Below are 18,665 nucleotides of genomic sequence, written 5' to 3'. Positions count from 1 at the left end.
GCCCTCGTCCGCCGCGGCCTGAGACGGTCAGAGCGACAGTCTGTCCAGCATCCTGTTCAGAGGGCGCTCGGCGAGCCGGTCGCAGGCCAGCGCGGCGGCCACGGCGGCGACGGCGACCGTCCAGGCCACCGGTCCGAGCGGTGTCGAGCCGAAGAAGTGGCTGAGGCCGGGCGTCTGCACGATCGCGGCCAGCGCCGCCGCCGAGCCGAGCGCGCTGAGCAGCACGGTCCGGTCCCGTCCCGCGGCCTGCAGTGTCTGGGCCAGCTGGGTGCCGACCAGGGCGACCAGCGCGACGGTGCGGGCCCGCGCCGCCGTGCCGGTCCACCGGGCCAGCGTCCAGCCGAGCCCGGCGCCGACCACCGTGATCAGGGCCCGCCGGGTGATGTCGCGGGTGAGCGCCTGACCGAGCGAGCGTTCCGGCCCCTCCTGCAGGAGGTTCGCCGTCTCCTGGGCGGAGGGCGCGCGCAGGGCGATGGCCAGCGCGGGTGCGAGGTCGGTGAGCATGTTGACCAGCAGCAGCTGGCGGGCCGACAGCGGGGAGGCGCCGGAGGCGAGCGCGCCCAGCACAGTGAAGCCGGTCTCGCCCAGGTTGCCGCCCACCAGGATGGCCAGCGCCTCACGGACCGAGGCCCACATGGCGCGGCCCTCGGCCAGCGCCGAGACGATGGTCTCCAGCCGGTCGTCGCCCACGACCAGGTCGGCGGCGGCGCGCGCGGCCGGGGTGCCGGTGCCGCCCAGGGCGATGCCGACGTCGGCCAGCCGGATGCCGGCGGCGTCGTTGGCGCCGTCGCCGGTCATGGCCACCACCTTGCCGAGCCGCTGGAACGCCCGTACGACCCGGACCTTCTGCTCCGGCGTGCAGCGGGCCACCACGTCGGCGGACGGCAGCCGCTCGTCCAGGTCCGCGTCGTCCAGGTCGTCCAGCTCGGCGCCGGTGAGCACCCGCGGCTCATCGGCGATCAGCTCGGCGGCGATGGCGGCCGCCGTGCTGGGGTGGTCACCGGTGATCATGACGATCTGCACGCCGGCCGCGCGCAGGCGGGCCACGGCGGGGCTGGCGGCGTGGCGTACCGCGTCGGCCAGGCCGAGCAGCCCCACGAAGGTCAGGCCGGTCACGTCGCCGTCGTCGAGGTCGTCTCCCCGGGTCCGGTGCTCGGCCACCGCCAGCACGCGGTGGCCGGAGGCGGCCAGGCGCTCGACGCGTTCCTCGATGCGGCGGTACTCCTTGTCGTCCATGGGACGTTCCTCGCCGTCCACCCGGACGCGGGCGCAGCGCGGCAGCACGGTCTCGGGCGCCCCTTTGACGCTGAGCAGCCGGGTCCTGCCGGTGCGGCCGAGCGTGGCGTGGAAGCCCCTGGACGGCTCGAACGGCAGCGCCGCCAGCTCCCGCCAGCCGCGCGCGCCCGTCCGGCGGGTCACCCCCGCCTCCTCGGCCCCGGCGGCGACGGCCGCGTCGGTCAGGTGGCTGTGCTCGCCGTCGCCCTCCACACCGGGCGTCGCCCGCAACCCGGCGGCCAGGACGGCGCCGAGCTCGTGGACGTGGTCCGCGCCGGGCCCGCCCGGCTCCCGCGCACGCTCGGCGCCCGCCCCTTGAGCAGCCGGGACCGCGCCACTCGCCCCCTTAGCGGCCGGGACCGCTCCCCGACCGCTCAGTTCGTCAAGGGACGCCTCGCGGCGGGCGCCGCAGACGCGGGCCAGCCGGATCTCACCGGCGGTGAGCGTGCCGGTCTTGTCGAAGCACAGCACCTCCACCCGGCCGAGCGCCTCGACGGTACGCGGATCGCGGACGTGCACGCCGTGCGCGGACAGGCGGCGGGTCGCCGCCAGCTGGGCCGCGCTGACCAGCAGCGGAAGCCCTTCGGGCACGGCGGCCACGGCCAGGTTGACTCCTTCGCCGAGCGACTGGCGCAGCGGGCGGCCGCGGACCAGGCCGGCCAGCGCCACGGCCGCCGCCGAGCCGAGGGCGATCGGCGCGGTGGCCCGGGTGATCTCGGCCAGCCGGCCGGCCACGCCGCTGCGCGGAGCCCGTTCCTCCGCGGCGGCCATGGCGCGTCCCGCCTGCGTGTCCTCGCCCACGGCCACCACCACGGCCCTGGCGGTTCCGGCCGCGATCGAGGTGCTCTCGTACAGCATCGAGCCGCGCTCGGCCACCTCCCTGGCGAAGACCGGCGCGGCGTCCTTGGCCACCGGCAGGGATTCGCCGGTCAGCGCCGACTCGTCGGCCTCCAGCCCGTCGGCGGCCACGATCCGGCAGTCGGCGGGCACCACCTGACCGGCCGAGAGCGCCACCACGTCGCCGGGGACCAGGTCGCGGGCGTCGATGTCACGTTCCTTGCCGTCGCGCAGGACGCGGGCGGGGACACCGACGTGGCGGGCCAGGTCGGCCAGCGTCCGCGCGGCGGCCCGGCGTTGCCCGCCGCCGACCAGCGCCGACAGCCCCACCACTCCCGACACCAGGACGGCGTCCATGAGCGAGCCCAGCGCGGCCGAGCCTGCGGCCCCGGCCGCGAGCACGGGGGTGAAAGGGTTGGCCAGCTCCGCGCCCGTCTCGCGCAGCAATGAAGGCCGTTCGTGGCCGGCGGTCGGCCTTCGCCGGCGGGCCGCCTCCGCCGTGCTCAGACCGTCGGCATCCGTGTCCAGCTCATGCAAGACCGCCTCGACCGGCATCGCGTGCCACGGCCGCGCGTCCGCCGGCGCCCGGACCGGGGTGCGTGCGGCACGCCAGGCGCGCCAGGCGCCGTGGCCCATCGACAGGCAGGTCGCGACGTGCACCGCGGACAGGGCGTGCGCCGCGGACCGCGCGGCGGGAGAGGTGAGGGCCAGCAACGCGGCGACCGCCGTGCCCGCACGAGCCAGCCGCACCCCGGCTGCGGCCACCTCACGCGCCACCGGCACCGCCGCGATCAACGCCACCACCGGCACAAGGTCCCCACCGAGCAGCACGTCAGCACCCCACGGCACGTTCGCCGCCCCCTCATCGGCTCCCACCGCGCCACCCGAGAACCCTTGCGCCGCACCGGCCTCGCCGCCCGACTCCGGGTCCATGCGGCCGGTCGGCGACGCCTCCACCACACCGGATCCGCTGTCCGGCCCCGCCGCGGACCGATCGTCCTGGAGCGCCATGGGAACGACCGCTCCGCAGTCGGCGGGCACGGACGCGTGGGTGAAGGCGGACGTCTGGGCAGACACGGACGCGCGGGGCAGCACGCCGACTCCGCAGTCGGCCTGGGCCAGAGCGGGGCCGTCCGCCGATACCAGAAGGACGGCGGCTCCTTCGGCCTGCAGCCGCCGCACCTGCTCGGCGTCCACCCCCGGGCGCACCACCACCCGCAGCCCGGCGGAGCGGGCCGCGGACAGGGCGGCCTCGGCGTGGGGCGAGCGACGGCGGGCCGTCACGGCGGTCGCCTGCTTCTCGCCGTCGCGTGTCAGCGTCAACCGCGAACCTCGGGCGCGGAGCCGCCACGGTCCTTCCTGCCGGGTGCCCCGCGCCCTGTCGGGGCCGAAGAGCCGGTAGAGCCAGGTGGCGACCTCCTCGTGGTCGGCTCCCGCAGCGGGCTTCACCTCAGTGATCATGTGGCTCGGCGACAGCAGCACCTCCTCGTCGAACACCACCGTGTCGATCCGGTCGAGCCGCCGCAGAGCCCGGCGGTCGGCGATCACCACGCCCCGGCGCGACAGCATGGTCCCGAGCTCGGCCGCGAACGTCTCACGCCCGGCGAACGCCGCCTTGGGCGTGCAGATCATCGCCGTCTGGAGGCCGCGCCGCACGTTCATGCTCAGCAATGCGCCGGCCAGCCCGCCCAGGGGCGCTCCGGCGACTAACCGGTCGGCGTACCGCTCGGCCGGGCCGGGTGGCAGCGCGACCGGCCGGTTCACGGGGATCTCCGATGCGGCCGCCCGCTCGGGCGTCCCGGTCAGGCTCTCCTGCGCCGCATGCCACGCCTCCTCCGCCGCCCTGCCCTCGCGCAGTTGCACCAGGCGCTGTGTCAAGTCGACCGCGAGCCCCGTCATGCCGGGCGCCAGTCCCTGTACGGCGGCGCTCGCCACGGGCAGCCACGTCTTCAGCGCGGGCAGGGGGATCGCGTCGTCGATCGCCTCGCGCAGCCGCGGCAGGTTGTCGACGAGCGAGAGCAGGCCGGCGGCCTCGGCGGGCAGCGGCGTGCGGCGGATCAGCCACTCCACGCCGGTCGCCACGATGCCGCCCACGTCCGCCGCGAGGACCAGCCCCAGCGGCGGCTCGCCGGGCACCCGCTCGCCGGCCTCGGCCTCCGCCTCGTCCAGCGCCCTCATCAGCTCGCCTGTTTCGGCGGGCGGGTCGTCGAGGGCGACGATCGCCCGGCCCAGCGGCACGTTGACCCGCGCCCACCGGACTCCCGGCACCGCCTGCAGCCGGCTCTCGATCTCGGCCTCCTGAACCGGACGGCGCAGCAGCTCCAGGTGGATCCGGTCCGGATAACTCCAGGTGGAGCGCCCGCCGAGAGCTCCGACGGCGTCCGCCACGCGACGCAGGGAACGGGTGATGTGTCCGAGCATGCGGGTCCCCGTACCCGTTGTGCCGAGATCAGTCGGCATCCGCGATGAACTTTCCATGAATGGATCACAACAGCGGATGACGACCGGACCGGCCCTGCGCTCCCGCCATCACGCGCGAAGGGCGGAGGTCGCGGTCAGGCCTCGATGCCCTTGCGGAGCAGCTCCCACACGCGATCGGCGGTCCTGCGGCGATCGGCGGCCGGGGTCTTGGCGAGCACGCCGGCGAGCATGCCGATGACCAGCACCAGGTCCTCGGCCGTGACGTCCGCGCGGATGCCGCTCGCGCGACGGGGGTCGGCGAGCACCCGGGCCAGCAGGTCCTCCACCCGCCGGCGCACACTGAGGATGCGGGGGTCGGGGTCGACCGGCGGCGTGCTGACCATGTCGATGAACGCCGTCGAGGCGATGGTCTGCTCGGTCATCAGCGCCAGCACGTCGGCCAGGGTGGTGCCCGGCTCGGCGGCCAGCGCCTCCAGCGCGGCGACACCCTCCTCGAACACCGCCAGGGCGAGGCTGATGCGGTCGGGGAAGTGACGGTAGAGGCTGCCCTGGCCGACCCCGGCCGCGCGGGCGACCGTGCTCAGCGGTGCGGCGTATCCGGCAGCGGCGAAGACCTCCCTGGCGGCGGCGATCAGCGCCGCGCGGTTCTCCGCGGCGGCGCTCGGTCCTCTGTTCGGTCGACGCGGGCCCGGCACAGCCGCTATGGTAGCAACCGGACAAAGGTGTCCGGTTATCCCGGCCCGATCGGAAGGACGAGCTTTGAGCACATTGGACAACCGCGTCGCTCTGATCACGGGTGCGGGCTCCGGAATCGGCAGGGCTATGGCCCTGGCCTTCGCCAAGGCCGGCGCCCGGGTCGTGGTCTGCGACATCGATCGCGAGCGGGCCGAGCAGACCGCCGGCGAGATCGGGCAGACGGCGATCGCCGTCCCCGCCGACATCGCCGACGAGACCTCGGTGACCGCGCTGGCCGAGGCCGCGATCGACGCGTACGGCCGGATCGACGTGCTGTGCAACAACGCCGGGATCATGGACAGCATGGCGCTGCCCGCCGACATCACCCCCGCCCAGTGGGAGCGGGTGCTGCGGATCAACCTGACCGGCACCTTTCTGGTCACGCACGCGGTGCTGCCGCACATGCTGGGGCAGGGCGGCGGCTCCATCGTCAACACCGCCTCCGAGGCCGGCATCCGCGGCGGCGCGGCCGGGGCCGCCTACACCGCGTCCAAGCACGGCGTGGTCGGCCTGACCCGCAGCGTGGCGTGGGCGTACGCCAAGGACGGCATCCGCTGCAACGCCATCCTGCCCGGCCCCACCATGACCAACATCGCTACCGGCGCCTCCTTCGACCCGACCGGCGCCGCCCGCCTCGGCCCGGTACTCGCCCTCGGCGAGAGGCTCGCGCAGCCGGAGCAGATGGCCGACGCCGCCCTGTTCCTGGCCTCCGACGCCGCCTCGTTCGTCAACGGCGCCATCGTCCCGGTGGACGGCGGCTGGTCCGCGGCCTGAGCCACAGATGGGTGTCGCGCCGACCCCGGAGAGCCGCGCGCTGACGCCCGCGGCATCCCTCGAGCAGTGGGAGAACGTGCGCAGCCCCGGCACCACCGTCGCCGTCCCCTCCTGTGAGAGCTCCATGGAGGGGACGGCGGTCACATGGCGGCGCGGCCTTGCTCCGCGGCGGCCTGGCCGGCCGCATTTCAACGCGAGCATCCAGCAGGAGCCCACGGCCGCTCCCGCGCGGCGATGACCGCCGAGGGGCACGGTCACCGTCCCCCCGGCCGCCCCCGGAGGCCCCCCGGCCACCGGGACCGTCGACGTCATGCCTGGTGGTCGCCTGTCGTCTGATCGTTTAGATCCGTATTATGCGCTTCGTCTTATGGTGACGCCCGAGCATGTTTCGGGAGTGCCCATGTCACAGCGAAAGGTCAAGCGTAGGCGCGCCGCGTTGCGGCGCGAGGAGGCCAGGCTGCGGGAGCAGCGCAGGCGGGTGATGCGAAGAGTCGTGTACGTCACCGCGGCACTGGTGGCGGTAGTGACCGCGGGGACGGCGGCCTTGGTGTTCACCTCCGTGAATCAGCCTCCGGATGCGACGGCGCCGGCCGCGAGCGCCTCGCCGCAACCGTCCGTATCGGCATCGCCGTCGGCGTCCGCATCGGCATCGCCGTCGCCCTCAGCGCCGGCGACGTCCAGCGCGTCGCCCACGGCGGAGAAGTCAGGCCGGTGACCAGGGACCGGGCCGGAGATGATCCGGCCCGGGACAGGTTCTCACCGCCTTCTCCTCATGGACATGCCGAGAGTGATCAGGCCGAGAATCGCGATGACCGCGCCGAGGATCACGTTGGTGGTGATCGTCGCGGCCGTGTCCGCCTCGCCCCTGATCAGCCATGGAGCCAGTATGGTCCAGAGGCCGATGAGCGGAGCGGTCCACGCGATGCCGTAGGTGCGGCCGAACGCCGAGCTGAAGCCCAGCGACAGCAGCGCCACGGCTATCCCCGTGACCAGGTTGTTCATGGTGAGCGATTCGACGTTCGTGAATCCGACGATCCACGGCGACAGCGCCAGGAACAGCCCGGCCAGCAGGGTCAGGCCTTCCGCCAGCTGAACTGCCGGATTGGCCGCGGCCACCTCGTATCTCTCCCGCATGCGGATGATGTCGGGGTGGCTCTCCATCTGGCGGGTCATTGGGGACATCACCTCCCCCTTGCGATGACGGGACCGTCTCCCGTCCCTGGGCTCCCTCTACCCGGGCCGGGCAGTCGCATACACGTCGGGTGACGTGCGGGAACGGCCCACTGTTCGAGGTGGTCAGCGGCCGGGTTCGCCGGTCCTGCGGTCGAAGGTGGTGTGCCCGTTCGGGCATTTGGGGATTTTCGCCCCTTTCTTGACCTCCACTTTCTCGCTGCACTCGGCGCAGTGGAAGACGCCGCTCTCCTGGGCTTTCTCTCCTGCGTGCGCGACCATGGCACCTCCATCGGCCCCGGCGATCCCGTCATCCGCCGCGCGGGCCGACGGGCTGTCGCTCCCGCTCGACGTACGACTTCAGACGCAGCAGGTCATGCCGCAGCTTGCGGGCCGGGTTCGCGCCGAGGAGCCGGGCGACGGCGTGGCCGGCGGCGCCCGCCACGGGGTTGTAAGCGAGCTGCACCTGCACGCGAGTCCGGCCGTCGGGCTGCTCCGTCAGGCGCAGGGAGCCGGTGTGCGCGATCAGCTCGCCCTCTGCGGACCGCCACGCGATCTCCCGGCCCTCCTCGCGCCTGGTCTCGGTGGCGTCGAAGCGGATCGGCGTCCCGGCGGGCCCGCTGATCAGCCAGTGGGACGTACGGCCGTCGGCGGAGCGGCGCACCTCGCGCACGTCCGGCATGAACCGGGGGAAGACCGAATAGTCGCTCACCAGCGCCCAGATGGTCTCGGCGGGCGCGTCGATCGTGATGGCCGAGGTGATGTCGACGGCACGCCGACCGGCGTTGACCCCGGTCAGGCGGCGCAGCGGCAGGTTCGTGGCGGCGCGGGCGGCCAGCACCGTGCCGGCGCCGCGGACGACCCACGCGGCCGGACGGGGCAGCCCGCGCGACATGGCCCACAGGGCTGCGCCGCCCGTACCCGCCAGGAATCTGGCAGTCGGCGACCACTGCTCCTGCAGCAGCTCCGGCACCGGCTCGCGCCGCCTGCCGCCGCCCTGCAGCATGAAGCTCTCCCCGGCGTCGCGGTGGGTGTTCCAGCGCGCCTCGACGCGCTTGACGCCGGGGACGCGGCGCACCGCCCGCCGGGTCCGGTCCTCCTCGGCGGTGAGGATGTCACCGGTGAGCGTCACGACACGGTCCTGGACGTGGACCTCCACCGCGTGCGGGTGGCTGACGTGGCGGCCGAGCTCGGCGCGTACGCGCTCGTACAGGATGCGGTCGTCGGCCCTCCGGCCGGCGACCCGGTACCGCACGGCCGCGGCCGAGCCCCGGCCGCGATTGGCCAGGTCACGGCCGAGAACGCCGATGCCGTCCCGCAGTTGGTGCGTCGCGTGCGCCGCCTTGTCCCGGGTGCGGGCCCGGCGCGTGCGTCCCCGCGCCGGATCGAACAGGTATGCGACGGCGGCTCCGGCGCAGAAGCCCAGCCCGCCTGCGACGATGCTCCTCGGCAGGAGTGGCCGCCGTTCCTCGGCGGTCATACCGGTGTTTCTCGCACGCATAGCGATCAACCCCCTCGTGGACACCCTGGAGCTGTGCGGCTACCCGGCACCTGTGCCCCCTAACGGCCGCCCACCTGCTCCGCCTCCGGGGTAAGCGACACCCGCGGCGGCTCCGGCACGCTCTCCGGTCAGTCCTCGGACTGCACCTGGTGGCGCGGGCAGAAGACCGCTTCCTGCTCTGCCGCCTGAGCCCGCACGGTGAAGACGAAGCGGTGCGCGCCGGACGGGACGGTCGCTGTCAGGCGTACCCGGTGGACGGTTTCCGGGACGCCGTCGTGGCCGCGGACCTCCAGCTCCTCCGCTCGGGCCTGCCAGGGGGCGGGAACGTCGAGCTCGACCGGGCCCCAGACGACCTTGCCGGGCCGGACGTCGGGGCGGCGGCGGGAGACGAACAGCTCCTCCACCAGGCATTCACCGGCGGTGAAGTCGAAGGCGTCCGTGAGGTCGAGGCGGCCGGGGCGCCAGGTGAAGGTGCGGGTGATGCGGGCCAGGCGCGGGGTGTCGTAGGCGGCGGTGAGGTCGAGCGCGAAGGTCAGCGGATGTCCCGGCGCGTGGTGGACGACCGTGGCCCGGCGGTCGCGGCCGGGGCGCTGGGCGGTGCCGTCGATCATCGGGATCGAGTGCCACTCGGCCGCTGCCTGCGGGGTTTGGTAGCGGTCGTCGCCGAAGTAGCCGCGGGTGTATTCCGGGGCGCCCAGGTCGTCGAGGATCGTCTCGCCGTCCGCGTGGACGACGAAGTGGCCGAGGTCGAGGTGGTTGTGCGGCTCGTCGTTGTGCCCGCCCTTGGCGGCGAACGCCGTGCCGCCGGCCCTGGCGACGACGATGCCGGCGTCCGGAAGGTACGTCTGCGGCTCGGCGGGGTGGCGGGCGGCGCCGGTGGTCCACCACAGGGTGCGGCTGAGGTGGGCCCACCGGTAACAGGGGTCGTCGTGGAAGGACGTCTCTCCCGGCTGGTCAGGCATGGCCACGCCCAGCCGCTCCGAGAGCCGGTCCAGCAGGCCGGACGGATACGCGCCGTGGCCTTGGGAGTCGGCGAAGGCCGGGCGGTGGCCGTCGCCGAAGTCGATCCCGGCCGGGTAGGAGGCCATCGCGCGGACGTGCGGGTCGTCGAGCAGGTCCCGGCCCGTGCGCTCGCGCAGCGCCTCGGCGAAGTACACCAAGTAGCCGAAGCCGTAGGTCCAGTAGTCCGGGCCCTCCAGGCAGGCGCCGTCCGGGCCCGTGCCGGACAGGAACGACGCCATGGCCTGCTCCAGGCGGGGCAGGAGGGCGGGCAGGCGTTCGGAATCCAGGGCGAGGGCGGCCATGCCGGCGGCGCCCGCGCAGACGGCCGCCCAGTTGTGCTCGGCCGTCTCCCACCACATGCGGTTCTCCTGCAGGGGGCGCAGGACCCTGCGGTCCACCTCGGCGCGCACGCGGGCGCGGACCCGGGGGTCGACGTGTCCGTCCGGCAGGGTGACCACCTCGGCCAGGGCGTGGGCCGTCTCGGCGGCGAACAGGTCGACGGCGTCGTTGACGGGACGGTCCTGCGGCTCGTGGGCGGGGAGGACCCACGCGTACTCGTCGCAGACCGACCAGAGCAGGTCGTCGAGCGCCGGGTCGGGGCGGTCGTCCAGGCACGCCGCCAGGGCGAGGGCGGCCAGGCGGCGGCGACGCTCGAAGTAGGCGCGCTCGTAGGCGCGGCGGTCGCCGGTGTCGGCGAAGCGCCGCCACAACGTGAAGGTGAGCTCGGGGGCCGTGGTGGTCCGGGCTCTGACGGCCTCCTCACGGATCTCCCGGATGAGGCGGGGCATCGGGCGCTGCGGTCCGGGCCATGCCGCCGGTCGAGGGGGATCAGGTCGTGCCGCCGGGCGATCCGGTTCCGGTCGTGCCGCCGGTCGATCAGGTTGCGGCCGTGCCGCCAGGTGATCCGGCTCCCGCCGTGCCGCCGGGCGATCCGCTTCAGGCCGTGTCATCAGGTGATCCCGTTCAGGCCGTGTCCTGGCACGGCGTTGGCCTCGGCCGCCGGCGGGACGGCGAAGCGCCGGTCGACGACCGCTGGAGTGAGATGGCCCTTCACGTCTGGCCCATGTTGCCGGTGGCGTGCACGGCCGCCGCGCAGTCGGGGCCTCGGCGCGGGGACGGCCGGATCGCACAGGTCCAGGGGCAACAGCCCGGGCGGCAGGAGCGGCCGCATGCGGAGGTCACGAGAGGAGTCATCGCGGGCCGAGGGGCCGGACGGAGTCGCGGACCACGATGTGGGTCCCCAGCGTCAAGGGGTTGCCCCCCATCCGGCCGAGCGCCAGGCGGACCGCGGCCCTGCCGAGCTCGTCATGCGGCAGGTGGACGGTGGTCAGCCCGAGGTCCTGGGCCGGGGGGACGTCGTCGTAGCCGACGATCGACATGTCCTCGGGCACGCGCAGCCCGTGCTCGCGCAGCGACTGGATCGCTCCCGCCGCCACCAGGTCGTTGCCCGCGAAGATGGCAGTGAAGTCGGGCGGGCCGGCGGCCAGGCGGCGGTTCATGGCGGCGTACCCGGCCTCGCGGTTGAACTCGGCCTCCACCTCCAGCGAGGGGTCGGCGGCGACGCCGTACTCGGCCAGGGCGCTGCGGTAGCCGGCCACGCGGCTGTCGGAGGTGGTGTGGCCGGGGCGCAGGCCGAGGTAGAGGATCCGGCGATGCCCGGCCGACAGCAGGTGGGCGGTCACCGCGTGGGCGCCGCCGGTGTTGTCGAAGCCGACGACCAGGGCAGGCGCCCCCTCCCCCAGCGGCGGGCGGCCGCACAGCACCAGGCGCGAGCCGGCCGCGGCCAGGGCGTGCGCGTATTCCGTCATCCGCTTGCGGTATTCCTCGTCCACGATGACGCTGCCGACCAGGATGACGGCCTCGGCCCGCTGCTCGCGCAGCAGCTGCACGATCGACAACTCGCGGCCGGTGTCGCCGCCGGTGGTGCAGATCAGCGACAGCCGGCCCTCCTGCGCGGCCTGCTCCTCCACGGCCTGGGCGATGAGCGCGTAGTACGGCACCGCGACGGAGTTGACGACGATGGCGATGGCGCCGGGCCGGGCCGCCGACAGGTTGCGGGCGTGGGCGTTGGGGACGTAGTCGAGCTCGCGCACGGCGCGCATGACCTTGGCGCGGGTGGCGGCGAGCACCGGGTAGTCGCCGCCCAGCACGCGGGACACCGTGGCCACCGAGACGCCGGCCCGCCGGGCCACGTCCCGGATGGTGACACGGTTGGGCGTGGTCATGCGGGCCTCCACGTGAGTAACCGGTTACTGAGCAATGACCAGGACGGTAGGAGATCCCCTCAGAGCCGTCAACCCCGACCTGACAGCGATTGTAACGAAAAGTTAACAGCGGATTGACGTCGCCGTCCGATCGCGTCTAGCGTCCGCGTCACGACGCCTGAAGTAACCGGTTACCTGGCCTGCTCACCGGCATCAAAGGCCCCCCGAGAGGAGCCGCACCCATGTCCCGCGTCCTCACCCTCCTGGCCGGGCTCTGCCTGGCCCTGGCGCTCTTACCCGCCGCACCCGCCGCCGCGGCGCCGGTCACCGTGCCGGTCGGCGCCCCGTTCACCGACACCTCAGGCAACCTGCTGCACGCCCACGGCGGCGGGGTCGTCAAGGTCGGCTCGTACTACTACTGGTTCGGCGAGAACCGCAACGCCGACGGCACCTTCCGCTACGTCTCCGCCTACCGCTCCGCCGACCTGCGCACCTGGGAGTTCCGCAACCACGTGCTCACCCAGTCCAGCCACGCCGAGCTGCAGGTCGCCAACATCGAGCGGCCGAAGGTCATCTACAACGCGAGCACCGGCCGCTTCGTCATGTGGATGCACAAGGAGAACGGCCGCGACTACGGCGAGGCCCGCGCGGCCGTGGCCGTCTCCGACACAGTGGACGGGAACTACACGTACCTCCGCAGCTTCCGGCCGCTCGGGCACATGTCGCGCGACATCACCGCGTTCGTCGACACCGACGGCGCGGGCTACATGATCTCGGCCGCCGACGAGAACTACGACCTGCACGTCTACCGGCTGACCGCCGACTACACCGACGTGGCCACGCTGGCGCGCATGTGGGACGGCGACCACCGCGAGGCCCCCGCCATGTTCAAGCGCGACGGGGTGTACTTCCTGCTGACCTCCGGCGCCACCGGGTGGCAGCCCAACCAGGCCAAGTACGCCACCGCCACCAGCATCACCGGCACGTGGAGCGCCTGGCAGAACGTGGGCGACGCGGTCACGTACGGCTCCCAGCCGGCCTTCGTGCTGCCGGTCCAGGGCACGTCCGGCACCTCGTACCTGTACATGGGCGACCGGTGGGCCGGCGCCTGGGGCGGCCCGGTCAACGACTCCCGGTACGTGTGGCTGCCGATCCGGTTCCCGAGCAACACGACCATGAGCCTGTCGTACGCGCGGGAGCTCACCATCGACGCCGCGGCAGGCACGATCGCCGCCACCGGCTCCGGCCACGACCGGCTGACCGTGCGGCACTCGGGCAAGTGCGCCGACGTGCGCAACGCCTCCACCGCCAACCTCATCGCGGTCATCCAGTACACCTGCGGCTCCGGCGCCAACCAGCAGTGGCGCATCCAGTCGGTCAGCGGCGGCTACGTGCAGATCGTCGCCCGCCACTCCGGCAAGTGCCTGGACGTCAACGGCGTCAGCACGGCCGACGGTGCGGCGCTGCAGCAGTACGCGTGCGGCAGCGGCCACAACCAGCAGTGGCATGTGCAGGACGCGGGCGGCGGCTATGTGCGGCTGGTGGCCAGGCACTCCGGCAAGTGCGCGGACCTGCCGTCGTCGTCGCAGGCGAACGACGTGCAGTTCAAGCAGTATCCGTGCAACGGCGGCCAGAACCAGCAGTTCACCCGGACGTCGCTGTAGCCCGCCGCGCCCGGATCTCCGGCTCAGCCGGTCACGTAGGCCGGCGCGACGATGGCCGTGTCGAACACAGCCTGCCGGAGCGCCCCGGATCCAGTGCAGGATCGACCCGACGACGTGCCTCCTGCGACCAAGCGCTGGAACCGGTCCGGCCCAACGGCCTGTCGCCCTGGAAGGGGCCGCCGTGGCCGCGGTGGCGGAGACCGGACGGGGACGGGCGCAGCGGCCGGGCTCTCGATCATGGTCAGAGCCCGCGCATGCAGTAGTCCCATGATCGACCGGAGATCCGTGTCCTGAACGGCTCAGGCACGTCTCAGACACGAGCCGCCTGGGCAACCCTCGAAAGTCTGGTCAGGTCCGCGACGATGGCTTCGCCTTCGGCCGCGATCGGTTCAAGGTCCAGAATGAGCTGCTGCTTGCCGGAATGTTCAGGATCGGCCAGTCGCTGATCGATCAGCAGCAGGGCCTCGACGATTTCGTCTTTTCTGCGGGTCACGAGCTCCCCGGCCCGGCTGATCACGTCCATGCCTCTGAGGGACGCCGCCGCTATGAACTGCTGTTTCACGTTTTCCGCGATCTGGCCCAGGTCTTCGACCCATTCCTCCCGGAGCAGTTCGAGGGCGGTCTTCCTCGCCTTCCGCTGCCGGCTTGTCGCTATCGCCAGGACACCTATGGTAACCGTCGCCGGAATGGCGAGAAGCGGACCGGTGACGATGCCCAGAGCCGCCAGTGCGGTAGTGGCGACCGGCGTCACCACCCCTGCCGTGGTGAGTGCGCCCTGCAACAGGTCACGGGTCTCCTCTCGCGATCTCTGCGTTTTCGGGATGTCTATGCCGTCCAAGTCGACATCGGCGTCATCGCGTAGTTTCTCGATGCCCGACGCGTCTTCGAGGGAGCTCTTGAGTGAGAGCTTGATCTCCTTGAGGAAATGCCGTAGTTCTGTGTCCCAGGTCGCGCTCGGGCCGTTCGCGGAGGCCATCCATTCATGAATGACCTGTGCCTTCTCCACTTCGATCCTGTTCACCTCGGTCGGATCGTTCAGATCGGCGGAACGAATGGACTGCTCCAGGCGCGAACGAAGGTGCGCGGACAGGCCGCGAAAACTGCTGTCAACAGCTCTCAGCCGTTGCTGTAGGCGGCGTTGGAGAGTGGCCGTGATGCCGTCGGACAGTTCTTCGACGCTGTTCAGCCGCCGCTCGAATTCTTCTCGTTCGATCGTCAGCCGATCGAGGGGCACCTTGGCTGACCTGAGCATTTCTGAGACGAGCCGGAACCTCGGTGCGACGATCGCTCGTGACTCGCTCGCGACTCGCGCTATGTGCCTGGAGCCCGTCTGGGTCTCGATGAGCCGGCTCAAGGCGACCCGGAGTTCGCCCATCCTGCTTTGCGCGATGCACTCCTGAGCCTCGCGGCCGTCCTCATTGGTCTTGAGGTACTCTCCGCGAGCCTCCAGCGCGGGTGAAACGCCGATGAATCCCTGGCCTATGAACCCTGCGTCCGGACGACCATCCGGAAGTTTGAAGTTCTCTTCCAGGTATTGTTTGTTGCGTGCGACCGTGGCTTCCCAGGCCAGCGTCTCCCCGTCGAGACCGAGATTCATGGCGAGGTCGATGGCGGTCACCACCCAGAGCACCGGCTTACCGGTGTGCGTGTGATGCTCGTACAGACTTCGAATCAGTGACAGGTCGCTCTCGGAAAGCGTCCGAGAGGCGTTCGCCACGTAAATGAAGCAGTCGGCGTCGATCATCGCGCGGCGTATCACCGCATCGTGCATCGCGTTGGGGGATCCGTTGCCCGGCAGATCATAGAGCTTCGCGGGCAGCTTGTACGAGGAGAGCAGGATCTCTATTTCGGCGACCTCGCGATCCCAATGTTCCTTACGGCGATACGTTATCAGTTCTGGCTCCTGCATAGCGTAGGAAGCCACTACTTGCGGTTTCGGGGAGTTTCCGATGTCGATCCACTCTTCGCTGTCCGTGAAAAGCACACGGAGGTAGCCGCGATCGGCCGTGTCGAAATCGCTGTCCGCGTTGCACGGGATGACGCTGGCCGGGCACGCACTGGTCGGGGTCGGAGCCGATGGAAGGAGCCCGATATATTGGTCGGAGTATCCCATCTTGGTTCTCACCTTGACCAGCGAGAGTCCGCCCTGCAGTCCGCTGACGAGAAAGCTCTTGCCGGACGAGAACCCTCCCAGCATGGCGATGTTTATCAAGCTCGACGCTGCTCGCGAACGCAACTTGGATATCTCGGATTTATCCGCCCACAACCGCGCCTGGAGCCCGGCCGCGGGCGCGTTTCCTTCGAACCGGACGTCCGCCAGGCGCCTGAGCCATCTTTCCGACCGGTCGAGGGCGTCCTGCAGATCAACGCGAAGCCCGAGCACATCATCCATACGCCTAATCAATACCGGCCCCTAACCGCACATACCTGCATGTTATGCGATTGTAGCCAAGCAACTTCACGGAAGCCCATATTGCCAATTTTTGTCCTTCATTAAAGAGGGTCGTACTGAACCCCTTTCATTTCCCGGAGCGCCGAGGGCGAGAAGCTCGTCGGCGGCAACACCGACGTCTTCACGCATGCCGGCGTGCTGATGGACCTCACCACGACCGACGCCTGAATCACATCCTGCGGGAGAAGCACCAGGCCGCGCCCCGCCGGCTGCTGGGCAGCGACCGGACCTGCGGGGGAGGACCCATGGCCATCGATCTCTATCGGGGAGGGGCCTGGGCGTTCGCAGCCGGGCCTTGGGCGGCCTTCCACGACGCGACGCGCTTGCCGGCGTGGCCAGGAAGCGCCTCCGACGAGTTGAACGGCCGCGCCGACGCGGGCTCAGCGCGCCGCCGCAGCCGTATGTGGGCGCGGATTCGATCTGGGGCGACGACCGGAGCCGTGCCCTGCCGAATCCCCCAGAGGCGGTCATGACCTGGTAAAACACCACACCCTCCCCCAAATCGCCACAAACCGTCACGTTAGAGTGACAAACTGTGAACGAATCGAAGCGTGTGGAAATAGCCTGGCCTGGCCTCGGGATCACCGTGGCCGCCGAACTCGACCAACGCAACCCGGCACTGGCCCAGTGTTTCTGGGACGCGCTGCCGTACCGCAGCCTGCAGGGCCACGCCCTGGTCGCCGGCCATCATCTGTACCACGTCGCACCGGTCCATTCGCTGCTGCACGCGCCCGCGGAGTACCGCGTGGACCGGCGCACCGTCCCCGACGGGACCCTGTTCTGCTCGCGGCTGCAGCACCTCGGCATCAAGTACGGCGAGCTCACCGAACCCATGACCGCCACGCCCATCGGGCAGGTGGTCCCCGAAGATCTCGACGCCCTGATCGAGGCCGGCCGCGAAGTGTGGCGGTCGGTCTACACCACCAAGGAGCCGGTCATCGCCGAGGTACGGCGGGCCGGCGAACCCGGCGGCCACAAGCTGCCCCGGCTGCCCGTCGGCGACCCGGAACTCAACGACCTGGTCGCCGACGTGCACGCCGAAACCGACCGCATCTGGCTCGAACCGCCGCGCGAGCTGGTCGACCTGCACGCGGGCCGGATCGCGTCCCGGGCCGGCAGCTACGAGACGGTCCTGACCACCCTGCTGTTCGTCAACGGCGAGACCCGCCCGCTCGGCTACAGCTGCTACGGCGGGCTCGTCCGCGCCGCCATCGACGGCATGCCGCTGCCGTGGCTGCGCCAGATGACCCGTCAGCTCGCCCACACCCCGGCGGAGTTCCTCGGCTACTGCGGCCTGGACACGCTGTGGGGCTTCACCAAGCGGCTCATCGACGGCCTGGAGCGCCTCAACAGCCACGTCGACTTCATGTCGGCGATGGCGCACATGGCGCTCTACTGCAACTGCCTGGGCGGGTGGAACCTGCACCTGTTCCCGTGGCAGGCCGGCGACAACCTGCGCCGCCTGGAGGCGACGGCATGAGCGGGCGACCGATCAAACACAGCCGACCGTCGCTCATGCGACCGACGGAGGAGGGCGCATGAGCGACACGCGCGTGGCGGTGATCGGCGGCGGCGTGATCGGGCTGTCGATCGCCTTCCATCTCGCGGAGGCCGGGGTCGAGACGACGCTCCTGGAACGCGGCGCGCTCGGCTCCGGCGCCTCACGCGCCACCGCCGACGTGGTCCGGTCGTACTTCGCCGGCAACCCCGTCAGCTCGGCGCTGGCCGTGCGCAGCCTCGACGCCTACCGCGCCTTCCCGGCGCGGCCCGGGGCCGACCTGCCGCTGCGGCAGGTCGGCTACCTGGTCCTGTTCACCGAGCGTGAGCAGGTGGCGGACTTCGAGGCCGACCTGCCCGCCCAGCGGGAGGCCGGCGTGGACGTCGAGCTGATCGGCCCGGAGGAGGCCAGGCAGCGCAATCCGCTCATCGGCGACCTGCCGCTGCTGGCCGCCGCCTACTCGCCGCAGGCGTACGTCTCCGACACCCGCGCCATCGTCAACGCCTACGCCGACGCGGCCGCGAGGGCCGGAGCCAGGCTGCGTACGAAGTGCCCGGTCACCGGGCTCGACACGCAGAGCGGCCGCATCTTCACCGCCGACGGCGAGCTCACCGCCGACGCGATCGTGTGCGCCGCCGGCGCCTGGTCGGCCTCGCTGCTGCGCTGCGCGGGCGTGGACATGCCGCTGATCGAGCCGATCGAGCAGGAGCTGCTGGTCACCGACCCGCTGCCGCCCGGCACGCCCAACATCCCGATGACCCTGCACGCCGCGAGCGGCCTGCTGGTACGGGTGCGCGGCGACCGGCTGCTGATCGGCATGGGCTATCCGGGCCCCGATCGGGAGGCCTGGCGACGCCAGGTGGCCGAGCGGCTCGCGGTGACGTACCCGAGCCTGGCCGGACTGGCCCTGCACACGGCGGTCACCGGGCTGCGCGACGCCAGCCCCGACCGCACGGCCTTCATCGGCCACCACCCGGGACCTCCGGCGTTCCTGTACGCGACCGGCTTCTCCGGCCACGGCCTGTGCAACGCGCCGGCCGCCGGCGAGCTGGTCCGCGACCTCTACCTGAACCAGGACCCCGGCATCGACGTGACCGCCCTGGCGGTCGGCAGACAACGGACGGGATGACCC

The 18,665-nt window shown here is 71.9% G+C and carries 12 protein-coding genes and 1 pseudogene; 4 read left to right on the top strand and 9 right to left on the bottom strand.

Annotation, left to right across the window (positions count from 1 at the left end; translation table 11 throughout):
• Window positions 1-27: 27 nt before the first annotated feature.
• Both ID574_RS45020 and ID574_RS45015 read right to left on the bottom strand, forming a co-directional pair.
• Entirely contained in the window at window positions 28-4,533 is a 4,506-nt protein-coding gene (locus tag ID574_RS45020; RefSeq protein WP_188195198.1) for a cation-translocating P-type ATPase, read from the bottom strand.
• A 134-nt stretch (window positions 4,534-4,667) separates the two neighbouring features.
• Entirely contained in the window at window positions 4,668-5,228 is a 561-nt protein-coding gene (locus ID574_RS45015; protein ID WP_188195197.1) for a TetR/AcrR family transcriptional regulator, read from the bottom strand.
• 64 nt (window positions 5,229-5,292) lie between these two features.
• On the opposite strand from ID574_RS45015, the gene ID574_RS45010 reads away from it, so the two are divergent.
• Complete coding sequence (locus ID574_RS45010) at window positions 5,293-6,042, top strand: SDR family NAD(P)-dependent oxidoreductase (protein WP_223167731.1); 750 nt, start codon at window positions 5,293-5,295, stop codon at window positions 6,040-6,042.
• 564 nt (window positions 6,043-6,606) lie between these two features.
• Here the strand turns inward: ID574_RS45010 and ID574_RS62030 are convergent.
• The 6 genes from ID574_RS62030 to ID574_RS44985 form a co-directional block, all read right to left on the bottom strand.
• Complete coding sequence (locus ID574_RS62030) at window positions 6,607-6,735, bottom strand: hypothetical protein (protein ID WP_262496126.1); 129 nt, start codon at window positions 6,733-6,735, stop codon at window positions 6,607-6,609.
• A 63-nt stretch (window positions 6,736-6,798) separates the two neighbouring features.
• Window positions 6,799-7,224, bottom strand: coding sequence for an SPW repeat protein (locus ID574_RS45005; RefSeq protein ID WP_188195195.1), 426 nt, complete (start codon window positions 7,222-7,224; stop codon window positions 6,799-6,801).
• A 114-nt stretch (window positions 7,225-7,338) separates the two neighbouring features.
• A complete protein-coding gene (locus tag ID574_RS45000) occupies window positions 7,339-7,494 on the bottom strand; it encodes a zinc ribbon-containing protein (protein WP_188195194.1) in 156 nt (51 codons plus the stop codon).
• Window positions 7,495-7,522: 28 nt separating this feature from the next.
• Complete coding sequence (locus ID574_RS44995; RefSeq protein ID WP_188195193.1) at window positions 7,523-8,692, bottom strand: SRPBCC family protein; 1,170 nt, start codon at window positions 8,690-8,692, stop codon at window positions 7,523-7,525.
• 149 nt (window positions 8,693-8,841) lie between these two features.
• The gene (locus ID574_RS44990) at window positions 8,842-10,503 is read right to left on the bottom strand and encodes a heparinase II/III family protein (RefSeq protein WP_188195192.1); all 1,662 of its coding nucleotides are present in this window, start codon (window positions 10,501-10,503) and stop codon (window positions 8,842-8,844) included.
• 402 nt (window positions 10,504-10,905) lie between these two features.
• Complete coding sequence (locus tag ID574_RS44985; RefSeq protein WP_188195191.1) at window positions 10,906-11,940, bottom strand: LacI family DNA-binding transcriptional regulator; 1,035 nt, start codon at window positions 11,938-11,940, stop codon at window positions 10,906-10,908.
• A 221-nt stretch (window positions 11,941-12,161) separates the two neighbouring features.
• Between ID574_RS44985 and ID574_RS44980 the strand changes: the two genes are divergently transcribed.
• Window positions 12,162-13,583, top strand: coding sequence for an RICIN domain-containing protein (locus ID574_RS44980; protein ID WP_188195190.1), 1,422 nt, complete (start codon window positions 12,162-12,164; stop codon window positions 13,581-13,583).
• Window positions 13,584-13,893: 310 nt separating this feature from the next.
• Here the strand turns inward: ID574_RS44980 and ID574_RS44975 are convergent, their stop codons facing one another.
• Window positions 13,894-15,975, bottom strand: a complete 2,082-nt coding sequence (locus tag ID574_RS44975; RefSeq protein WP_188195189.1) for a P-loop NTPase family protein — start codon at window positions 15,973-15,975, stop codon at window positions 13,894-13,896.
• Window positions 15,976-16,570: 595 nt separating this feature from the next.
• Between ID574_RS44975 and ID574_RS44970 the strand changes: the two genes are divergently transcribed.
• Window positions 16,571-17,515 carry a cucumopine synthase-related protein gene (locus tag ID574_RS44970; protein WP_188195188.1) on the top strand — a complete coding sequence of 315 codons (945 nt, stop codon included), beginning with the start codon at window positions 16,571-16,573 and terminating at the stop codon, window positions 17,513-17,515.
• Window positions 17,516-17,570: 55 nt separating this feature from the next.
• Window positions 17,571-18,662: pseudogene (locus tag ID574_RS44965) on the top strand (NAD(P)/FAD-dependent oxidoreductase); the annotation flags it as partial.
• Window positions 18,663-18,665: the final 3 nt, after the last annotated feature.

The organism is Nonomuraea sp. SYSU D8015 (assembly GCF_008065375.1).
Taxonomy (GTDB): domain Bacteria; phylum Actinomycetota; class Actinomycetes; order Streptosporangiales; family Streptosporangiaceae; genus Nonomuraea.
The sequence above is the reverse complement of the archived record's forward strand: the minus strand, read 5'-3'. Positions and strand labels throughout refer to the sequence as shown.

What these genes read in the sequence shown, in the direction of transcription:
- ID574_RS45020 (WP_188195198.1), bottom strand. Translation starts at nt 4,533, where the DNA reads ATGCTCGGACACATCACCCGTTCCCTGCGTCGCGTGGCGGACGCCGTC.
- ID574_RS45005 (WP_188195195.1), bottom strand. Translation starts at nt 7,224, where the DNA reads ATGTCCCCAATGACCCGCCAGATGGAGAGCCACCCCGACATCATCCGC.
- ID574_RS45000 (WP_188195194.1), bottom strand. Translation starts at nt 7,494, where the DNA reads ATGGTCGCGCACGCAGGAGAGAAAGCCCAGGAGAGCGGCGTCTTCCAC.
- ID574_RS44995 (WP_188195193.1), bottom strand. Translation starts at nt 8,692, where the DNA reads ATGACCGCCGAGGAACGGCGGCCACTCCTGCCGAGGAGCATCGTCGCA.
- ID574_RS44990 (WP_188195192.1), bottom strand. Translation starts at nt 10,503, where the DNA reads ATGCCCCGCCTCATCCGGGAGATCCGTGAGGAGGCCGTCAGAGCCCGG.
- ID574_RS44985 (WP_188195191.1), bottom strand. Translation starts at nt 11,940, where the DNA reads ATGACCACGCCCAACCGTGTCACCATCCGGGACGTGGCCCGGCGGGCC.
- ID574_RS44980 (WP_188195190.1), top strand. Translation starts at nt 12,162, where the DNA reads ATGTCCCGCGTCCTCACCCTCCTGGCCGGGCTCTGCCTGGCCCTGGCG.
- ID574_RS44975 (WP_188195189.1), bottom strand. Translation starts at nt 15,975, where the DNA reads ATGGATGATGTGCTCGGGCTTCGCGTTGATCTGCAGGACGCCCTCGAC.